The sequence below is a fragment of the Mesorhizobium sp. M0870 genome, assembly GCF_040319775.1.
Taxonomy (GTDB): Bacteria; Pseudomonadota; Alphaproteobacteria; order Rhizobiales; family Rhizobiaceae; genus Mesorhizobium.
This window is the reverse complement of sequence record NZ_JAMYOI010000020.1, coordinates 23,560-40,042: the sequence shown is the minus strand read 5'-3', so window position 1 is coordinate 40,042 and position 16,483 is coordinate 23,560. Positions and strand designations below refer to the sequence as shown.

14 protein-coding genes are annotated in these 16,483 nt (G+C 61.9%); 7 read left to right on the top strand and 7 right to left on the bottom strand.

Annotation, left to right across the window (positions count from 1 at the left end; translation table 11 throughout):
- The first annotated feature begins 107 nt into the window (after nt 1-107).
- The gene (locus tag NKH97_RS22480; protein ID WP_023811021.1) at nt 108-641 is read left to right on the top strand and encodes a TetR/AcrR family transcriptional regulator; all 534 of its coding nucleotides are present in this window, start codon (nt 108-110) and stop codon (nt 639-641) included.
- 347 nt (nt 642-988) lie between these two features.
- On the opposite strand, the gene NKH97_RS22475 is transcribed toward NKH97_RS22480, so the two are convergent.
- The 6 genes from NKH97_RS22475 to NKH97_RS22450 form a co-directional block, all read right to left on the bottom strand.
- Nucleotides 989-2,668, bottom strand: coding sequence for a dipeptide ABC transporter ATP-binding protein (locus tag NKH97_RS22475; protein WP_352798824.1), 1,680 nt, complete (start codon nt 2,666-2,668; stop codon nt 989-991).
- A gap of 1 nt (nt 2,669) precedes the next feature.
- Nucleotides 2,670-3,521: an ABC transporter permease gene (locus tag NKH97_RS22470; RefSeq protein ID WP_236383514.1), complete on the bottom strand. Its 852-nt coding sequence runs from the start codon at nt 3,519-3,521 to the stop codon at nt 2,670-2,672.
- Nucleotides 3,518-4,456 carry an ABC transporter permease gene (locus NKH97_RS22465; RefSeq protein WP_023811025.1) on the bottom strand — a complete coding sequence of 313 codons (939 nt, stop codon included), beginning with the start codon at nt 4,454-4,456 and terminating at the stop codon, nt 3,518-3,520. The genes NKH97_RS22470 and NKH97_RS22465 overlap by 4 nt, the downstream gene beginning before the upstream one ends.
- Nucleotides 4,457-4,530: 74 nt before the next feature.
- Nucleotides 4,531-6,063 (bottom strand): ABC transporter substrate-binding protein, encoded by a 1,533-nt coding sequence (locus tag NKH97_RS22460; protein WP_050592685.1) that lies wholly within the window; start codon nt 6,061-6,063, stop codon nt 4,531-4,533.
- A 74-nt stretch (nt 6,064-6,137) separates the two neighbouring features.
- Complete coding sequence (locus NKH97_RS22455) at nt 6,138-7,580, bottom strand: amidase (protein ID WP_023811027.1); 1,443 nt, start codon at nt 7,578-7,580, stop codon at nt 6,138-6,140.
- A 46-nt stretch (nt 7,581-7,626) separates the two neighbouring features.
- A complete protein-coding gene (locus NKH97_RS22450) occupies nt 7,627-8,574 on the bottom strand; it encodes a MurR/RpiR family transcriptional regulator (RefSeq protein WP_352798823.1) in 948 nt (315 codons plus the stop codon).
- A gap of 386 nt (nt 8,575-8,960) precedes the next feature.
- Here NKH97_RS22450 and NKH97_RS22445 point away from each other — a divergent pair, with 386 nt between their 5' ends.
- The 5 genes from NKH97_RS22445 (at nt 8,961) to NKH97_RS22425 (ending at nt 14,187) form a co-directional block, all read left to right on the top strand.
- Nucleotides 8,961-10,289: an NAD(P)H-dependent oxidoreductase gene (locus NKH97_RS22445; protein ID WP_023811029.1), complete on the top strand. Its 1,329-nt coding sequence runs from the start codon at nt 8,961-8,963 to the stop codon at nt 10,287-10,289.
- 2 nt (nt 10,290-10,291) lie between these two features.
- Nucleotides 10,292-11,320 (top strand): thiamine pyrophosphate-dependent dehydrogenase E1 component subunit alpha, encoded by a 1,029-nt coding sequence (locus NKH97_RS22440; RefSeq protein ID WP_023811030.1) that lies wholly within the window; start codon nt 10,292-10,294, stop codon nt 11,318-11,320.
- Nucleotides 11,320-12,318, top strand: a complete 999-nt coding sequence (locus tag NKH97_RS22435) for an alpha-ketoacid dehydrogenase subunit beta (RefSeq protein ID WP_023811031.1) — start codon at nt 11,320-11,322, stop codon at nt 12,316-12,318. The genes NKH97_RS22440 and NKH97_RS22435 overlap by 1 nt, the downstream gene beginning before the upstream one ends.
- A 3-nt stretch (nt 12,319-12,321) precedes the next feature.
- Nucleotides 12,322-13,704: a pyruvate dehydrogenase complex dihydrolipoamide acetyltransferase gene (locus NKH97_RS22430; RefSeq protein WP_352798822.1), complete on the top strand. Its 1,383-nt coding sequence runs from the start codon at nt 12,322-12,324 to the stop codon at nt 13,702-13,704.
- Between the two features lie 114 nt (nt 13,705-13,818).
- Nucleotides 13,819-14,187 carry a hypothetical protein gene (locus tag NKH97_RS22425; RefSeq protein ID WP_352798821.1) on the top strand — a complete coding sequence of 123 codons (369 nt, stop codon included), beginning with the start codon at nt 13,819-13,821 and terminating at the stop codon, nt 14,185-14,187.
- 13 nt (nt 14,188-14,200) lie between these two features.
- On the opposite strand, the gene NKH97_RS22420 is transcribed toward NKH97_RS22425, so the two are convergent.
- On the bottom strand, nt 14,201-15,178 hold the full coding sequence (locus NKH97_RS22420; protein ID WP_352798820.1) for a sugar-binding transcriptional regulator: 978 nt from the start codon (nt 15,176-15,178) through the stop codon (nt 14,201-14,203).
- 260 nt (nt 15,179-15,438) lie between these two features.
- On the opposite strand from NKH97_RS22420, the gene NKH97_RS22415 reads away from it, so the two are divergent.
- The gene (locus NKH97_RS22415) at nt 15,439-16,425 is read left to right on the top strand and encodes an ABC transporter substrate-binding protein (RefSeq protein WP_352798819.1); all 987 of its coding nucleotides are present in this window, start codon (nt 15,439-15,441) and stop codon (nt 16,423-16,425) included.
- Nucleotides 16,426-16,483 lie beyond the last annotated feature (58 nt).

Below are 16,483 nucleotides of genomic sequence, written 5' to 3'. Positions count from 1 at the left end.
TATCGGGACACATATCGACTGCGGGTCCCGATTTCAAATAATGGCGGTCTTACTGTACCGTCTGGACGGTCTTGTCAATTGGGCCTAAGCTTGCGATGGGAGGCACCATGAGAGCCCAACGACCGAATTCGCGCGAGAAGATTCTCGCCGCGGCGGCTGATGTTGCCCGGGAATCCGGACCAGGCAGCCTGTCGCTGGATGCCGTCGCCAGCCGTGCCGGCGTGTCGAAAGGAGGGCTCCTCTACAACTTCCCGACCAAGGCCAAATTGATGCAAGGTTTGGTCGAAGGCTATCTGCGTGAGTTCGAGCACGCGCTGGAAGCCGCCCGCACAAATGACAAGGACGAAAATCCCCTGGCCGTCTACATCAGGCTGTCGGCCAATGATTGCGAGGAAAAGCAGCCGTCGGCGTCCTGGATCTTCTCGGCCATCGCCGAGGATCCCGATTTCATGATGCCGATAAAGACCTTCAAGCGGCAGCTTTTCGAGCGGCTGAAGGGCGAAACGCCGGATCTCAAATCGCTGCTGATCTGCTATCTCGCCATCGAGGGATTGCGCAGCATGAACCTCTTCGATTCGGATGTCCTGTCGAAAGACGAGCGAGAGCTGTTGGTATCGTCCCTGCTCGAGATTGCCAAATAGGTCGCCCACCCGCTTTTCGGCCAGGCCTGTGCATCAACGCGGTTCGCCGGCGTCACACAGGGTTCATCGTGCGGCCATAGCGTTCTTCCCAGTTCTTTGTTGCAATGCATCTGGAGTGGGACATGGTGGATATAGTTCCAGCGAGGCGGGCATTCCGAGACCGGATCATCCGCTGGAACAATCGGGCAGCGCGAAGTGGTTCCTGCCCGCTTCGGCGTGCGCAGCGCCGCCCCATTGCAGCCGGAACCGTTCGCCGCCATCGTTCCGGCAACGCACGACGCAATTTGCTGCTTGCCTGGGTGCTGACGCTGCCGTGCTCGATCACGCTCGGCCCTGAAGGCTTTAGTCTAGCATTTGCTTCCGGCGGCCAGTAGCGGGGTGTCTCCTGGTTGGATTCCGCTGCTCGTTCGACGCGAGAGTTTCGGGATAGCGGCGATCAATTCTTGGGTATAGGCCTGCTGCGGACGATCCAGAACGTCTTCCGTATTGCCGTATTCAACCAGCTTGCCGTGCTGCATGACCGCAACGTGCTCGCAGAGATAACGCACCACGCCCAGATCGTGGGAAATCAGGATCAGCGTCAGCGACAATTCGCGGCGCAGCCGCGCAAAGAGGCCGAGCACCTGGGCCTGGATGGTGACGTCCAGAGCGGAGGTGACTTCATCGGCGATCAAGATCTCGGGCTCCAGCGCCAGGGCTCTGGCGATGCCGACGCGCTGCCGCTGGCCGCCGGAAAGCTGCGTGGTGCGTCGGTCCAGCAACTGGCGTGGCAATTCCACTTTTTCCATCAGCTCACGGATCCGCTCCGGGATGTCTCTTTCCGGGCAGATGTTCTGTTGCCGCAGCGGTTCGGCCAGAGTTCGCGCAACCGTAAACGCCGGGTTGAGGGACATGAACGGGTCCTGGAACACCATCTGCAGTTTGCGAACCTGCTCCGGTCGGCGCTGCCTCAGTGCGCGATCGAGCGATTGGCCGTCCACCTCGATCTCTCCTTGTTGCGGCTGCACAAGGCCTGCAATAGCCCGGGCTATGGTGCTCTTGCCGGAACCGGACTCGCCGACGATCCCCAGCGCCCCACCGCGCCGCAATGCCAGCGAAACATTGTCGACGGCGCGCACGATTTGCGGCGGCTTGCGCGTCGCCCAGGCCGCAAGGCTCTGCCCAGGGTAGAAGTTCACGCACAGGTTCTTCACCAGGAGATGCGGTTCCGTCGCCACGGGGCAGGCATGCGTGGTCGGCTTCATCAGCGAGGGTTGGGAAGCGATCAGGCGCTTCGTGTATTCATGGGCGGGGTCACGCAGGATCTGATCGACCGAGCCGATTTCCAGCACCGCACCGTCCTTCATGACGACGACGCGGTCGCACATTTCCGCGATCACGCCAAGGTCGTGGGAGACCAGAATGACCGACAGGTTGCGTTCACGCCGGATGCCGCGGAGCAGGTCGAGTATCTGAGCTTGCACCGTGACATCAAGTGCCGTCGTGGGCTCGTCGGCAATCAGCAGTTTCGGTTCGCAGGCAAGGGCCGCCGCAATCATCACCCGCTGACGCATGCCACCGGACAGCTCGTGAGGATAGGCGCCCGCGCGCCTTGACGCGTCCTTGATATGCATGTCTTCGAGCAGTCCGACCGCCCGCGCATTGGCCTGCCGCCAGGATATGCCCTGATGGACCACCATCGCTTCGCCCACCTGACGCCCGACCGTCATGATCGGATCAAGATGCGTCGACGGGTTCTGGAAGATCATCGCCGCTTGCCCGCCGCGCAGCCGGCCCAGCTCGGCATCCTTCATGGCGAGGACATCGCTGCCCTCGAACATGATCCGGCCCGACTTCACCAGTGCGTTGCCGGCAATCAGCTTGAGGATGGCTCTGCAGGCCACCGTCTTGCCCGATCCGGATTCACCGACGATCCCAAGGACCTCTCCCGCTTTTAGTGAAAAGCTGACGCCGCGCAGGGCGTGGACGTCGCCAAAATTGGTGGCGAAGTCGATGGTGAGGTTCTCGACGCTGACGAGGTCGCTCATCTCAGGATTCCGTGTTCAGGAGGCGGGCGAGACCATCAGCGGTCAACGAGAGGCCCAGCGCCAGAAGGCAGATGGCGATGCCTGGGAAGATCGCAATCCACCATGCGGTCGTCAGGTAGGTCTGCCCATCCGCGATCATGGCGCCCCATTCGGGCGTCGGCGGTTGTACGCCGAGGCCGAGAAAACCCAATGATGATCCGAGCACGATGGCCAGCACGGCATCGGTCATGACGAAGACGATCGATGGGACGATGGCATTCGGCAGGATGTGGAACAGCATGATGCGCAAATGCCCAAAACCCATGCCACGTGCCGCCAGCACGAAATCGACGCCGCGCAGCACCAGCGCCTGGCTCCGCACAAGTCGCGCATAGCTGACCCAGTTCACCAAGGTGAGCGAGATGAAGTAGCTCTTGAGGCCGGGTCCCAGCACGGCCACGATGGCGATCACGAGGACGAAATAGGGAAATGATACGGTGACCTCGAGGATGCGCATCAGCGCGGCATCGATCCGGCCACCCAGATAGCCGGCGATAAGGCCGATGATCGTCCCCAGGATGATCGGACCGACGACGCCGAAGAAGGCCATTGCGAGATCGTAGCGTGCGGCAAACAGTGTCCGCGCCAGGACATCGCGGCCGATGGCGTCGGTGCCAAACCAATGCTCGGCGCCAGGTGGTTTCAGCGCCTGCATCACATCGACCTTGATCGGGTCGAAACTGGTCAGCACCGGCGCCAAAATGGCCACGACGATCCAGGCCAAGGTGATGGCGCCGCCAATGATCAAGGTTGCCGGCATCGTCCGGATACGCGCCATGGCCAAGGAGCCGCTGCCCTGCATCACATCGCTCATAATTCCACCCTTGGGTCGAGAATGGCGGTCAAGACATCGACGGCAAAATTCGAAATGACGACACCTACGGCAAGCAGCAGGGCCACCGCCTGGACGACGAACTGGTCGTGCGTGAGAACGCCGCGGATGAGCAGGTTGCCGAGCCCTGGAATGTTGAAGACATTTTCGACAACGACCGTTCCGCCGATCAGGAAGGCGACCACGACGCCCAGCAGATTGACCGTCGGCAACAGGGAATTCCAGAATACATGTCGGGAAAAGATATAGCTTTCCGGCAGGCCCCTGGAGCGGCAGGCGATCGCGTAATCCTTGTCCAGCTGCTGAATGAAGGTCGCGCGCAGATTGCGCGCGAGGATCGGCGTCACCCCGATACCGATCGTCAGGGCCGGCAAGAACAGATGCCACAGATTGTTGATAAAGGTCGGTCCGTAACCGGATACCGGGAAAATCTTCAGCCGCAGGCAGAAGCCCATGATCAACAGCAGGCCGACAAAGTAGGACGGCACGCCGACGCCCGCGACGCAGACGAGACGGATGAGGTGATCGATCCACCGTCCGCGCTGCCGGGCAGCGGTGACCGCGAGCGCGAATGTCAACAGCAGCGAGATCACGAGGCCGTAGAGGATCAAGAAAACCGTTGGCGCGATCCGTGCCGCGATGACGCCGCTGACGGGACCCCGGAAGGCGATCGACTGACCGAAATCGCCGCGCAGGCAATTCAGCACGTAATAGAAATACTGCACGGGGATGGGCTGATCGAGACCGTATCGCGCCCGCACGAATTCGATCGCCTCCTGACTGGCCTTGGGGCCAAGCATGAGGCGAACCGGATCGCCGGGTGTCATTTGCAGCAGCAGGAAGGTGATCACACTGATACCCAGCAGCACGGGGATCAACTGTATCGGCCGTCTAAGCACGAAGGAGAATCGATTCATGGTCGGGATCCTGGTGTCAAATCGATGCGAGACGGGGACGAAGTGTCTCGTCCCCGTCTCGCATCCTGTGCCGATCAATCCAGGCTGGTCCCGCCGATGGACGAGAATTGCAGGCCGACGTTCAGGACCAACCCTTTCACGCTCGGGGCGTAGGCGTTGAGCCACGTCGGGTGATAGAGCGCCACCTGCGCCACCTCGTCCACCACGGTCTTCTGGATCTGGGCATAGAGCTCGGCCCGTTTGGCATTGTCCGCCTCGCCCGAGGCTTCATCGATCAGTTTGTCGACCGTTTCGTTGTTGTAGCGGGTGTAGTAGGACTTGTTGTCGCCCGCGCCCCAGACGCACCAGCGCAATGCGTTGTCGGGATCTCGCGTCTCGTTGTACCACCAGTTCATTTCCGCCTGATACTCGCCATCGGCGAGGCGGGTCCATGCCTGGGTTGAATCGATCTTGGCAATGTTGACGGTGATGCCGACTTCCGCCAACTGCGCCTGGATCAGCACCGCCGCCTTTTCCTCGTCGGCACTTCCGGCATTCTGGATGAGTTCGAAACTGGCTCCGGTCTTGCCGGATTCTGCCAGCAGGGCCTTGGCCTTTTCGACGTCTCGGGCAATGACTGGCAGCGATTTGTCGAAGAAATCGAGCGTCGGGCTCATGATGGAACTGGCCGGCGTGCCGAGACCCAGCGTCACCGCGGCATTGATGGCCGTGCGGTCGATGCCATAGCTGACGGCCTGGCGGAATTTGAGGTCGTTGAAGGGTTCTGCCGAATGGTTGATCAGCATGTCATAGGTGGTGCTCGAAGGTTCAGGGTCGGCCCGGAAGCCGGCGGCCTTCAACTCGGCCATGCGCGGGGCCGGAACTGCGAGGCAGACGTCGAGTTCGCCCGCCTGCAACATCGAGACCCTGGTGTTGTCGTCCGGGACATAGCGGAATTCGACGCCGTCGATCTTGGGCTCGCCTTGGCGGTAATAATGCTCGTTGCGGCCAAGGACCACGCGGTCTCCCGGCTTCAATTCGACGAATTTGAACGGCCCTGATGTGACCGGCGCCTTGGCGAAAGCGTCGTCGCCCATTTTCTCGACCGCTGCCTTCGGCACGATGCCGGTATTCCAGATTTCGGTCAGCGTCAGGAAGGGCGTGAATTTGCGGTCGAGCGTCATCACCACTGTCCTGGCGTCCTTTGCCTCGACCTTGGTCAGGGGCTGAAACGGCGCCGCATAGGCGGAATCCTTCTGGAAGCGCATGCGGTTCCAGCTGAACGCCACGTCCTCGGCCGTGATCGGCGACCCATCGGAAAATTTGGCCTCGCGCAGGTGGAAGGTATAGGTCTTGCCGTCATCCGCGATGTCCCAGCTCTCGGCAAGGCCCGGGCCGACTTCTGTGCGATCGGCATTGGCATGCAGCAGGCGTGCATACATCATGCCCTGGATAAGGATATCGGCTCCGTAAGTGGTTTTGATCGGGTCCAGGGTGAGAACCTCGGCCCCATAGGCCATACGCAGTATCTTGCTGCCGTCAGCATTGGCTCGAAGCAATGTGGCCGGCAACGTCGCGATGCTGAAGCCGGCAAACGCCGCACTTTTGAGGAATACTCTGCGGTCCATGACAATCTCCCATTTTCGTTGATGATGTTCCCGGGGCGGTTCCATGCTTGTTGGTTCAAGCAGTCCTTGTTGGTTCAAGCAGTCTTGGTGATGTGGGCAGGTGGTTTGCGCTGGTGCCAGGCGTAGTCGGCCTCAAGCACCGCACCTAGCCGTAGCAGCAGATCGTCGCGTCCGAATGCGGCGACAAACTGCACGCCGATCGGCAGGCCGTTTTGCGTCCAGCCGAGCGGCAGAGATATCGCCGGCGATCCAGTGCCGTTGAAGAGCGCGCTGAACGTCTCCTTCGGCGCCAGATCGGCGAACACCGTATCGATGTCGCGGCCGGGACGATCCGGGTTGTACGTGCCGAGCAACTCCGGCGAGATCGCGCAAGTCGGCGTCACCAGCACGTCATGGACGGCCAGGAATTCGCCAACCGTCCGCGTGATCTGGTCATAAACAGCGAGGGCCGCGATCAGGCTTGCCGCGTCCAGCGTTCGGCCATGGCGATAGACAGCAAGTGTCGTCTGCTGCAGGCAGGCCTCTTCGACTGGCCGTCGCAGCAAGCCCGCCAACTCGTCGAGCGACTGCGCCGTAGAAGCTGCCCAGATCACTTTCTGTGCCGCCAGATAGCGCTCATAATCGAACACAGGCCCGGCTTCGACGACCTTGTGGCCCAGTTGCTCCAGCCTCTTGCCCACTTCGAGAACTGCCGCCTTCACCTCGGCGTCGAGCGGATAGCCGGACCAGGACGTTGTACACAGGGCGATGCGCAAAGCCTTTGGTGGCGTCTTGATCGCCTGGGCATAGCTGGTGGTTGGAGGGACGATCTCATAGCTGTCGCCGGGAAGCGCACCAGACCCCAGATCAAGCAAAGCCGCCGTGTCGCGGATCGAGCGTGTCAGCATGAATGAAATGGCGAGACCCAGCATTGGCGCATTCGATTCCGGCGCACCGCTGATCCGGCCACGAGACGGCTTCAGGCCGACGACACCACAAAAGGCGGCGGGGGTGCGAATGGAGCCGCCACCGTCGGCGCCTTGCGCGAAGGGAACGATGCCGGCGGCAACGGCTGCCGCTGCGCCGCCGCTCGATCCCGAAACACCCCTGCTGGTATCCCAGGGGTTGCGTGTCGCACCATAGAGGGAGGATTCGGTTGCCGCCGCTATGCCGAATTCCGACGTGGTGGTGCGCCCGATATTGGCAAGGCCGCCGGATCGCATTTTCACCCAGAAGGCGTGATCGTCGCCGCAGATGAAACCCTTGGCAAGAACGCTGCCGAACTCTCCCGGCCGGCCGGCTTCGATGGGGAAATCCTTGGTCAATGTCGGCATGCCGTGGAAAGGTGCGGGTCCGGGATCCTCGCCGAGCGCTTCGATCGCATCGGCATAGGTTTCGATCACGGCATTGAGCTGCGGATTGACCGCGGCGATCCCTGAAAGGATGCAGTTTCCCAGTTCGCGCGGCGTAACTTCCCGCTTGCGCAGGAGATCGGCCAGACCAACGCCGTCATAGGCGGCGTATTCCGTCAACTTCATGCGCTTGCCCTGACTGTCCACGGTTTCAGCAACGGGTGATGCATCGTCATTCTTCGCCTTCTTCTTTGATGTGCCGTGCGACGCGCCGTGGCGGCTTGTGGAAGGTCCGCAGGATCCCGGCGATATCCTCCAGCTCATTCATCCGCGTCTCGGCCGATTTGCCGAGTTTCTCGGCAACGGAATGCGTGAGGAGGTTCAGAACCGAACTTATCGCGGCCGTCGAATCCCAGTACAGGTCGACGCGCGTCGATACTTCGAGCGCCAGTTTTGTGTATTCAGATGCCCAATGACTGTATTTGTCGGTAACGATGATCAGAGGAATCTTCCGGCGCTTGATCTGGGCGCAAAGCCGAAAGCTCATCGCGGCGTATTCCGCTGTGTCGATCAGCAGGACACAAGAATTTTCGCCGCTGTCGGTGAGGATTTCCGAGAACGTGCCGCCCAAACCTTCGGCAAAGCGGACATCGCTCCGCACCCAGCGCAGACGCGTCGCGAAATCGAGCCCCAATCCCTTCACTGCCTGGAAGCTGACGCAGTTCACGCGATCACAGGTGCTCAGCAGATGAACAATTTCGGACCACATCTCGCCCTGGGCAAGGCCATAGGCCGCGGTCAAGGCCTGCTGCTCCATCTCCAGGCTGCGAGCCAACCGCTCCCGCTTTTCGCCGCCGATGCGGAAACGCAACTCGGCACTGTCCAGGCCCGGGCCTCCGGCTTTCGGTGCGGAGCGCAGGCCACGCTTCATTTCCTTGAGATCGATGTAACCGAGACGCCGTACGAAACGGGTGACGCTTGCCTCGCTTACACCGGCGCCGACGGCAATGGTGGCGCCAGTTTCAAAGGGAATGTCATGGATGTTGGCGAGCAGGTATCGCGCAATTGCCTGCTCGGTCCGGGCGAAATCCAGCCAGCCCTCACGCAACCTGGCTTCCAGCGCACTGGCCACCTCAGTCTCTCCGGACACAGCCTTCCCGCCAGGCGTTTTCGTCTTCATCGACCGCTGTCCCTTGGCAGACCTATTTGGAACAGACCGGAAAATGCCACCCCAGGAAGCGCACTCCATTTCCAGTCGTGACGCGACGCTAGCACGCGAGAACACGCCATGAAAGATAAATTTTATAGTTTTATATTCCGGTATTTTTATTTCACAGCCGTCCATAATCCCAAAAAGCGTTCCGCGCTGGCGTTGTTCCAGCGCGACTGCGAGCGAACCTGTCTTTGCGCGCCGCGCGGTTCCCAGCTTCGTTTTCCTCCGTGGTTCGGGCTGCCGGGAAAGTGGTTTTAAGCACGAGAATCTGGACATTAGTCTTGACAGAAATACAGATGTTCAATACCCGTCAGGCAATCGAACAAGCCTGCATTATGGGAGGAACGAGCGGTATGGCTTCCAATGTTTCGTTGACGGGCCTTGCCCGCGATCTCGAGGAACGCGCCAAGTCGGGCAAGCCTATCCGTATCGGCCTGATCGGCTCGGGCGAGATGGGAACCGACATCGTCACTCGTGTCGCCCATATGTCGGGCATCGAGATCGGCGCCATTTCCGAACTGAACCTGCCTGCCGCCAGCAAGGCCGTCGATATCGCCTTTCAGGAAACCGGGCACGCGCGCGAAGTCTCGAGCGCGTCCGCGATGACGGCGGCGATGGAAGCCGGCAAGGTCGCGGTGACCAACGACGCCAATCTGGTCATCAACAACGATCTGATCGACGTCGTCATCGACGCCACCGGGGTTCCCGCCGTCGGCGCCGAGATCGGGCTGCGCGCCATGGAACATGGCAAGCATCTGGTGATGATGAATGTCGAGGCCGACGTCACCATCGGCGCCTATCTGAAGAGCGAGGCCGACCGGCTCGGCGTCACCTATTCGCTGGGCGCCGGCGACGAGCCGTCCTCCTGCATGGAACTCATCGAATTCGTTTCGGCCATGGGCCATCCGATCGTTGCCGCAGGCAAGGGCAAGAACAATCCGCTCAACATCGACGCCATTCCCCCCGACTATGAGGAGGAAGCCAAGCGCCGGCACATGAATGTGCGGATGCTGGTCGAATTCGTCGACGGCTCCAAGACCATGGTCGAGATGGCGACAATCGCCAATGCCACCGGCCTGATTCCAGACAAGGCCGGCATGCATGGCCCGGCGGCGACGCTTGGCGAACTGTCCAAGGTGCTGGTGCCGCAGAAGGATGGCGGCGTGCTGTCGAGGGTCGGCGTCGTCGACTATTCGATCGGCAAGGGTGTCGCGCCCGGCGTCTTCGTCGTTGCCGATATGTCGCATCCGCGCATCTCCGAGCGCATGGAAGATTTGAAGATGGGCAAGGGCCCGTATTTCACTTTCCATCGTCCCTATCACCTGACCTCGCTCGAAGTGCCGCTGACCTGCGCGCGCGTCGTGCTCTACGGCAAGGCCGACATGGTGCCGCTGGCCAAACCGGTGGCCGAAGTCGCCGCCGTGGCCAAGAAGGACATGAAGCCCGGCGAGAAGCTCGATGCGATCGGCGAATATTGCTATCGTGCCTGGATCATGACGACGCCTGAGGCGCGCGCCGCCAAGGCCATTCCCTGCGGCCTGCTGCAGGGCGGCTCGGTCACCGCGCCGATCAAGAAGGGCGAGCTCATAACCTACGCGAATGCAGCGCCCGCGGCGGGCTCCAAGATCGCCGAACTGCGCGCCCGCCAGGACAAGCTCGTCTATGGGTCCGTGGGAGCGTGATCATGGCCACAGCCAGCAAAGCCGTCACTGACAGTCGCGCCAATCTGCCCTTCGTCTACCGCCACTACAGCGCCGAGCAGCTCAGGGAGGTGCTCCATAAGATGTACCTGATCCGCCGCTTCGAAGAGGGCGCGGAGGAGTGCTACACGCGCGGTCTCATCCACGGCACCATGCATTTGTCGATCGGCCAGGAAGCCAGCGCCATGGGCATCTGCATGCCGCTTGCCGAGGATGACCAGATCACCTCGACGCATCGCGGTCATGGCCACTGCATAGCCAAGGGTGCCGAGGTCAAGCGCATGTTCGCCGAGTTCTTCGGCAAGACCACAGGCTATTGCAAGGGCCGTGGCGGCTCGATGCACATCGCCGATGTCGGCAAGGGCAATCTCGGCGCCAATGGCATCGTCGGTGGCGGCATCCCGATCGCCGTCGGGGCGGCATTGTCCTCCAAGATGATGAAGACCGGCAAGGTCGTGGTCTCCTTCTTCGGCGATGGCGCCAACAATGAAGGCGCTTTCCACGAGGCGCTCAACATGGCGGCGGTCTGGAAGCTGCCTGTCATTTTCGTCTGCGAGAACAATGGCTATGGCATGTCGACATCGACGGCCCGCTCGACCGCGGTCAAGAACATCGCCGAGCGCGCCGCCGCCTATTCGATGCCGGGTGTCATCGTCAACGGCAACATCTTCTCCGAGGTCGCTGAGGCGTCTCATCAGGCTATCGCCCGAGCCCGCGCCGGCGAGGGGCCGACGCTGATCGAGTCCAAGACCTACCGCCATCGCGGCCATTCCAAGAGCGACCGCAACCGCTATCGCACCAAGGAAGAGATCGAGGACTGGATGTCGAACCGCGATCCGATCACTCTGTTCGAAAGCGAGCTCAGGGAATTCGGCTTCATCGACGACAAGGGCATCGAGGCCATTCGCGATGCCGTGGCGCAAGAGATCGCCGAGGGCATCGAGTTCGCCAATGCGAGCCCATCGCCCGATATCAGCGAGACCGGAAATTACGTGTATACGGAGCAGGCGTGATGGACGCGATGGTGCGTGAACTGAGCTACGCCCAAGCGATCCAGGAAGCCATGGCGATCGCCATGGACATGGACGAACGCGTTTTCCTGATGGGCGAGGATATCGGTGTCTATGGCGGCGCCTTCCAGGTCACCGGCGACCTGGTCGAACGTTACGGCGCTGACCGCGTCATCGACACACCGATTTCGGAACTGGGTGGCGCGGGCGTTGCGGTGGGCGCTGCTCTCACCGGCATGCGGCCGATCTTCGAGTTCCAGTTTTCCGATTTCGCCACGCTTGCCATGGAGCAGATCGTCAACCAGGCGGCCAAGATGCGCTTCATGCTGGGCGGCGAGGTTTCGGTTCCCGTGGTGATGCGCTTTCCCGCCGGTTCCGGGACTGGTGCGGCGGCTCAGCACAGCCAGAGCCTCGAGGCCTGGCTCGGCCATGTGCCGGGTCTGAAAGTCATCCAGCCGGCGACGCCCTATGATGCCAAGGGTATGCTTTTGGCGGCGGTCGCCGATCCCGATCCAGTCATGATCTTCGAGCACAAGCTGCTCTACAAGATGAAGGGACCGGTGCCCGAAGGCTATTACACCGTGCCGATCGGCAAGGCCGATATCCGCCGCGAGGGCCGGGATCTGACCATCGTCGCCACCTCGATCATGGTGCAGAAGGCGCTCGACGCAGCTGCCGCGCTGGAGAACGAAGGCATCGACGTCGAAGTCGTCGATCTCCGGACCATCCGGCCGATGGACAAGCAGACCGTCATCGACAGCGTCAAGAAGACGTCGCGGCTGCTATGCGTCTACGAAGCGGTCAAGACGCTGGGCATCGGCGCCGAAGTCAGTGCCATGATCGCCGAGAGCGAGGCTTTCGATTATCTCGATGCGCCGATCGTGCGGCTGGGCGGCGCCGAAACGCCGATCCCCTACAATCCGGAACTTGAGAAAGCGACGGTGCCGCAGGTTCCCGACATCATCACCGCCGCGCGCGACCTCGTGAAAGGGGTTCGCTGAGAAATGCCGACCGAAGTCATTCTTCCCAAGGTCGACATGGACATGGCGACCGGACAGATCTCGCGCTGGTTCGCCGAGGAGGGCGCGCACGTCAAGAAGGGCGATGTGCTGTTCGAGATCGAGACCGACAAGGCGGCGATGGAGATCGACGCGCCGGCCAGCGGCGTCCTGCGCGATGTCAGCGGCAAGGAAGGTGTCGATATTGCGGTCGGCGCTGCCGTCGCGTGGATCTATGCTGACGATGAGGCTTATGGGGCTGATGTCGCTGCGACAAAGCAGGACAAAGCGCCAATCTCCCCACCCGTGGGGGAGATGTCGGCGAAGCCGACAGAGGGGCGCGCTGTCCCGCCGGCGTCGCATGCTGTCACGCCCCCCTCTGCCCTGCCCTCTTTGCCGCCACTTGGCATCTCCCCCACAAGGGGGGAGATTGGCGAATCGCCATCGGCCGGCCGTGCAACACCGCTTGCCCGACGCTTGGCCCGCGAGGCGGGTCTTGCCCTTGCCAGCATTGCCGGCACCGGCCCGCATGGCCGGGTGGTGAAGGCGGATGTCGACGCGGCGATTGCCGGTGGAGGTGCTGCCCAGGCGGCGCCTGCCGCCAAGGCTCCTGGCGCTCCTGCGCCTGCGGTGAAGGCAATGTCGGACGAACAGGTGCTGAAACTGTTCGAACAGGGCTCCCACGACCTCGTCCCGCATGACAATATGCGCAAGACCATTGCGCGGCGGCTGGTCGAGGCCAAGACCACCATCCCGCATTTCTACCTGACGCTCGACTGCGAGCTCGATGCGCTGCTGGCGCTGCGCACGCAGATCAACGCCGCAGCCCCGGTGAAGAAGACCGATAAGGGCGATGCGCCCGCCTACAAGCTGTCGGTCAACGACATGGTCATCAAGGCGATGGCCATGGCGCTGAAGGCAGTGCCGGATGCCAATGCCTCATGGACCGAAAGCGCCATGGTCAAGCACAAGCATGCCGATGTCGGCGTCGCCGTGTCGATCCCGGGCGGGCTGATCACGCCGATCATTCGGCATGCCGACGAAAAGACGCTGTCCACCATCTCCAACGAGATGAAGGATCTGGCCAGCCGGGCGCGCAGCCGCAAGCTGAAGCCGGAAGAGTATCAGGGCGGCACCACGGCGGTGTCCAACCTCGGCATGTTCGGCATCAAGGACTTTGCCGCCGTCATCAACCCGCCGCATGCGACCATCCTGGCCGTTGGTGCCGGCGAGGAGCGGGCAGTGGTCAAGAACGGCGAGATCAGAATAGCCACCGTGATGTCGGTGACGCTGTCGACCGACCATCGCGCCGTCGACGGCGCGCTGGGTGCCGAACTGCTGGTCGCCTTCAAGAACCTCCTTGAAAATCCGATGGGCCTGCTGGTCTGATCCACCAAGCAGAAGCCGGCGCCGAATGATGCGCCGGCTTAAAACAGAAACGACTTGTCAGGCGCCGACCCTTGACCCATGTTCTATCTGGACTGCGATCCAGGGAGGCCAAATATGCCTGCATTCGACCCATCTGACGTCAAAACCCTGTTCGGCAAGGTCATGGGCGCGTCGCCATCCGATATCAAGCTGGTGGCGCAGCGCCTGCACGACCACGCCTTCGAGCCGCGCATGTCGGCGGAGGAGACCAGGCAGCTTGTCGCCAGCCTCGGCTATGACAGCCTGGATGCGTTCTGCGCCGACATCGGCCTGCCCACGCACATCGCCGAGCGCTGGAGCCGTTTTGGCGTTTCCGGCGAGATGAAGCAGGTGTTCACCCTGCTGGCGGCGCAGCGCAAGCGGGTGGCGGAGGCGGTCGCCGAATTCGAATCCATGACCCATGTCGGCGTCGAGGATTTTTTGCGCGAGCGCGGGCTTATCTAAACCGAGAGCCGGCTCAGCCGCTCCTGGCCAACAGTGCCGTCGCCGTATCGCTGTCGGTGATCAGGACATTGGTGCTGACGGCCTTCAGCGCGGCGAGGATCGCCGCAACCTTGCGCTTGCCGCCGGCGGCGAGAACCACATTCGGCACCTGGCCGACCACATCAAGATCGATGGCCATGACGCGTTTGTTGACCTCGTGGTCGACCAGCCTGCCGGCGGCGTCGACGAAATAGCACAGCATGTTGGCGACCGCGCCCTTCGCTTTCAGCGGAGCGATCAGCGACGACGGCACGATACCGTGCCGGAAGATAGTGGCGTCGGGCGACATGTCGCCGACTGTAAGCAGCGCGATGTCGGCGGCGGCCGCGCGTTGACGCACATCCTGCAGGGTCGGTTGCGCCCACAGCAGATCGCGCAGCGAGGAGTTGTCCACCATCACCGGCGCGGTGATCTGATAGCTGTCGACCTCGAAGACATCGGCGACCTTGGCGGCGACGATGGATGGATTGATCCATTGCGAGTGCGGCAGGCTGCCGACGAGCGCCACCACCGAGGCGCGCTTCAACTGCCGGCGTGCAAGGAAGCCGAGGCTGGCATGCAGCGTCGCGCCGCCGCCGATCGCCAGCGTCATGCCGTCCTGCATCTGTTCGCCGAGATAGGCCGCGACGGCATGGCCGATCGCCTTCTCCAGATGGTCATGCACCGAAGGCGTCGGGATGACGACGGCGGCGTTGAGACCCCAGCGCTTTTCCAGTTCCCGTTCGAGCGCGACCTGCCCGGCAGTCGGCGCGTTGATCATGGTGACGACAATGCCCTCGGCGGTGCAGGCGGCCAGCGTGCGCATGACCTTCACCCTGGAGACATCGAGCTTTTCGGCGATCTGCTCCTGCGTGAAACCTTCGACATAGTAGAGCCAAGCCGTCTTGACGTTGAGATCCGACGAGACCATCGGCAATCCCGGGCGAGCCGGTCGGGGTTTTTCGGTGGTCATCGGTTCCTGTCCCTCATGAGCCGTGGCCTGACCGGTGCCTCATCGGAGAAACGCCGGCCTGATGTCAACTGATACCGGCTTTCTCCGGCGCGCGATTGTCGCACAATCCTGTTCATTTGTAATTGACATTGTACATATGAACATATTTTGTGGGTTTCACGCGCTGTGTCATCCACCAGTCATATGCGCCGTGCAGGGAGGAAGAGACGGGGACCGGCCAGGAGCCGGACCGGTCATGCACAGACAAGACAGGAGGTCTCATGAAGACGCATTTCATCAAGCTGCTGGCCAGCCAGCTGGCGCTCGCGGCAACTTTGTTTGCCGGCGTGGCAAACGCCGAAACGCTGACGCTCTATACATCACAGCCGGAAGCCGACGCGGCCAAGACCGTGGATGCGTTCAAGAAGGCGCAGCCCGGCATCGACGTGACCATCTATCGCTCCGGAACCAGCGACATCCTGACCAAGTTGGCGGCAGAGTTTGCCGCCGGCAGCCCGCAGCCCGATGTGCTTTTGATCGCCGACGCGGTCTCCATGGAGCTGTTGAAGAAGGACGACCGGCTGCTGCCCTATCCCGAGGCAAAGCTCGATGGCATCGAGGCGGATGCCTATGACGCCGACAAGACCTATTTCGGCAGCAAGCTGATCACCACCGGCATCGTCTACAACACCGCCGCAGCCGAAAAGCCGGAGCATTGGGCCGATCTCGCCAAGCCGGCCTATACCGATGGCCTGGTCATGCCGAGCCCGCTCTATTCGGGTGCGGCCGCCTACCTGCTTTCGGGCTTTGTCGGCGACGCCAACTATGGCTGGGACTTCTTCCAGAAGCTGAAGACCAACAACACCCTCAGCGTGCGCGGCAATGGCGCCGTGCTGAAGTCGGTGGCATCAGGCGAGAAGCCCTATGGCATCCTGGTCGATTTCATGGCGATGAACGCCAAGAAGAAAGGCTCGCCGGTCGAATTCGTGTTCCCCTCAGAAGGCGTGCCGGCGGTCACTGAGCCGGTTGCCATCATGAAGACCGCCAAAAACGTGGACGGCGCCAAGAAGTTCGTCGACTTCATTCTTTCTGATGACGGCCAGAAGCTGGCGCTTTCGATGGGCTATCTGCCGGCGCGTGCTTCGGTCGGCCGCCCCGAATGGCTGCCGGAAGGCGTCAAGGTCAAGGTGATGCCGTTCGACACCAAGGCAATCGTCGCCACGACCGACGCCGACAAGGCGAAGTTCTCGGAACTGTTCGGCGGCTGAGCCGGCATTCCCGGCGGGATGCCGTCCCAGCGGCATCCCTGACGGGCGAAACCCGATC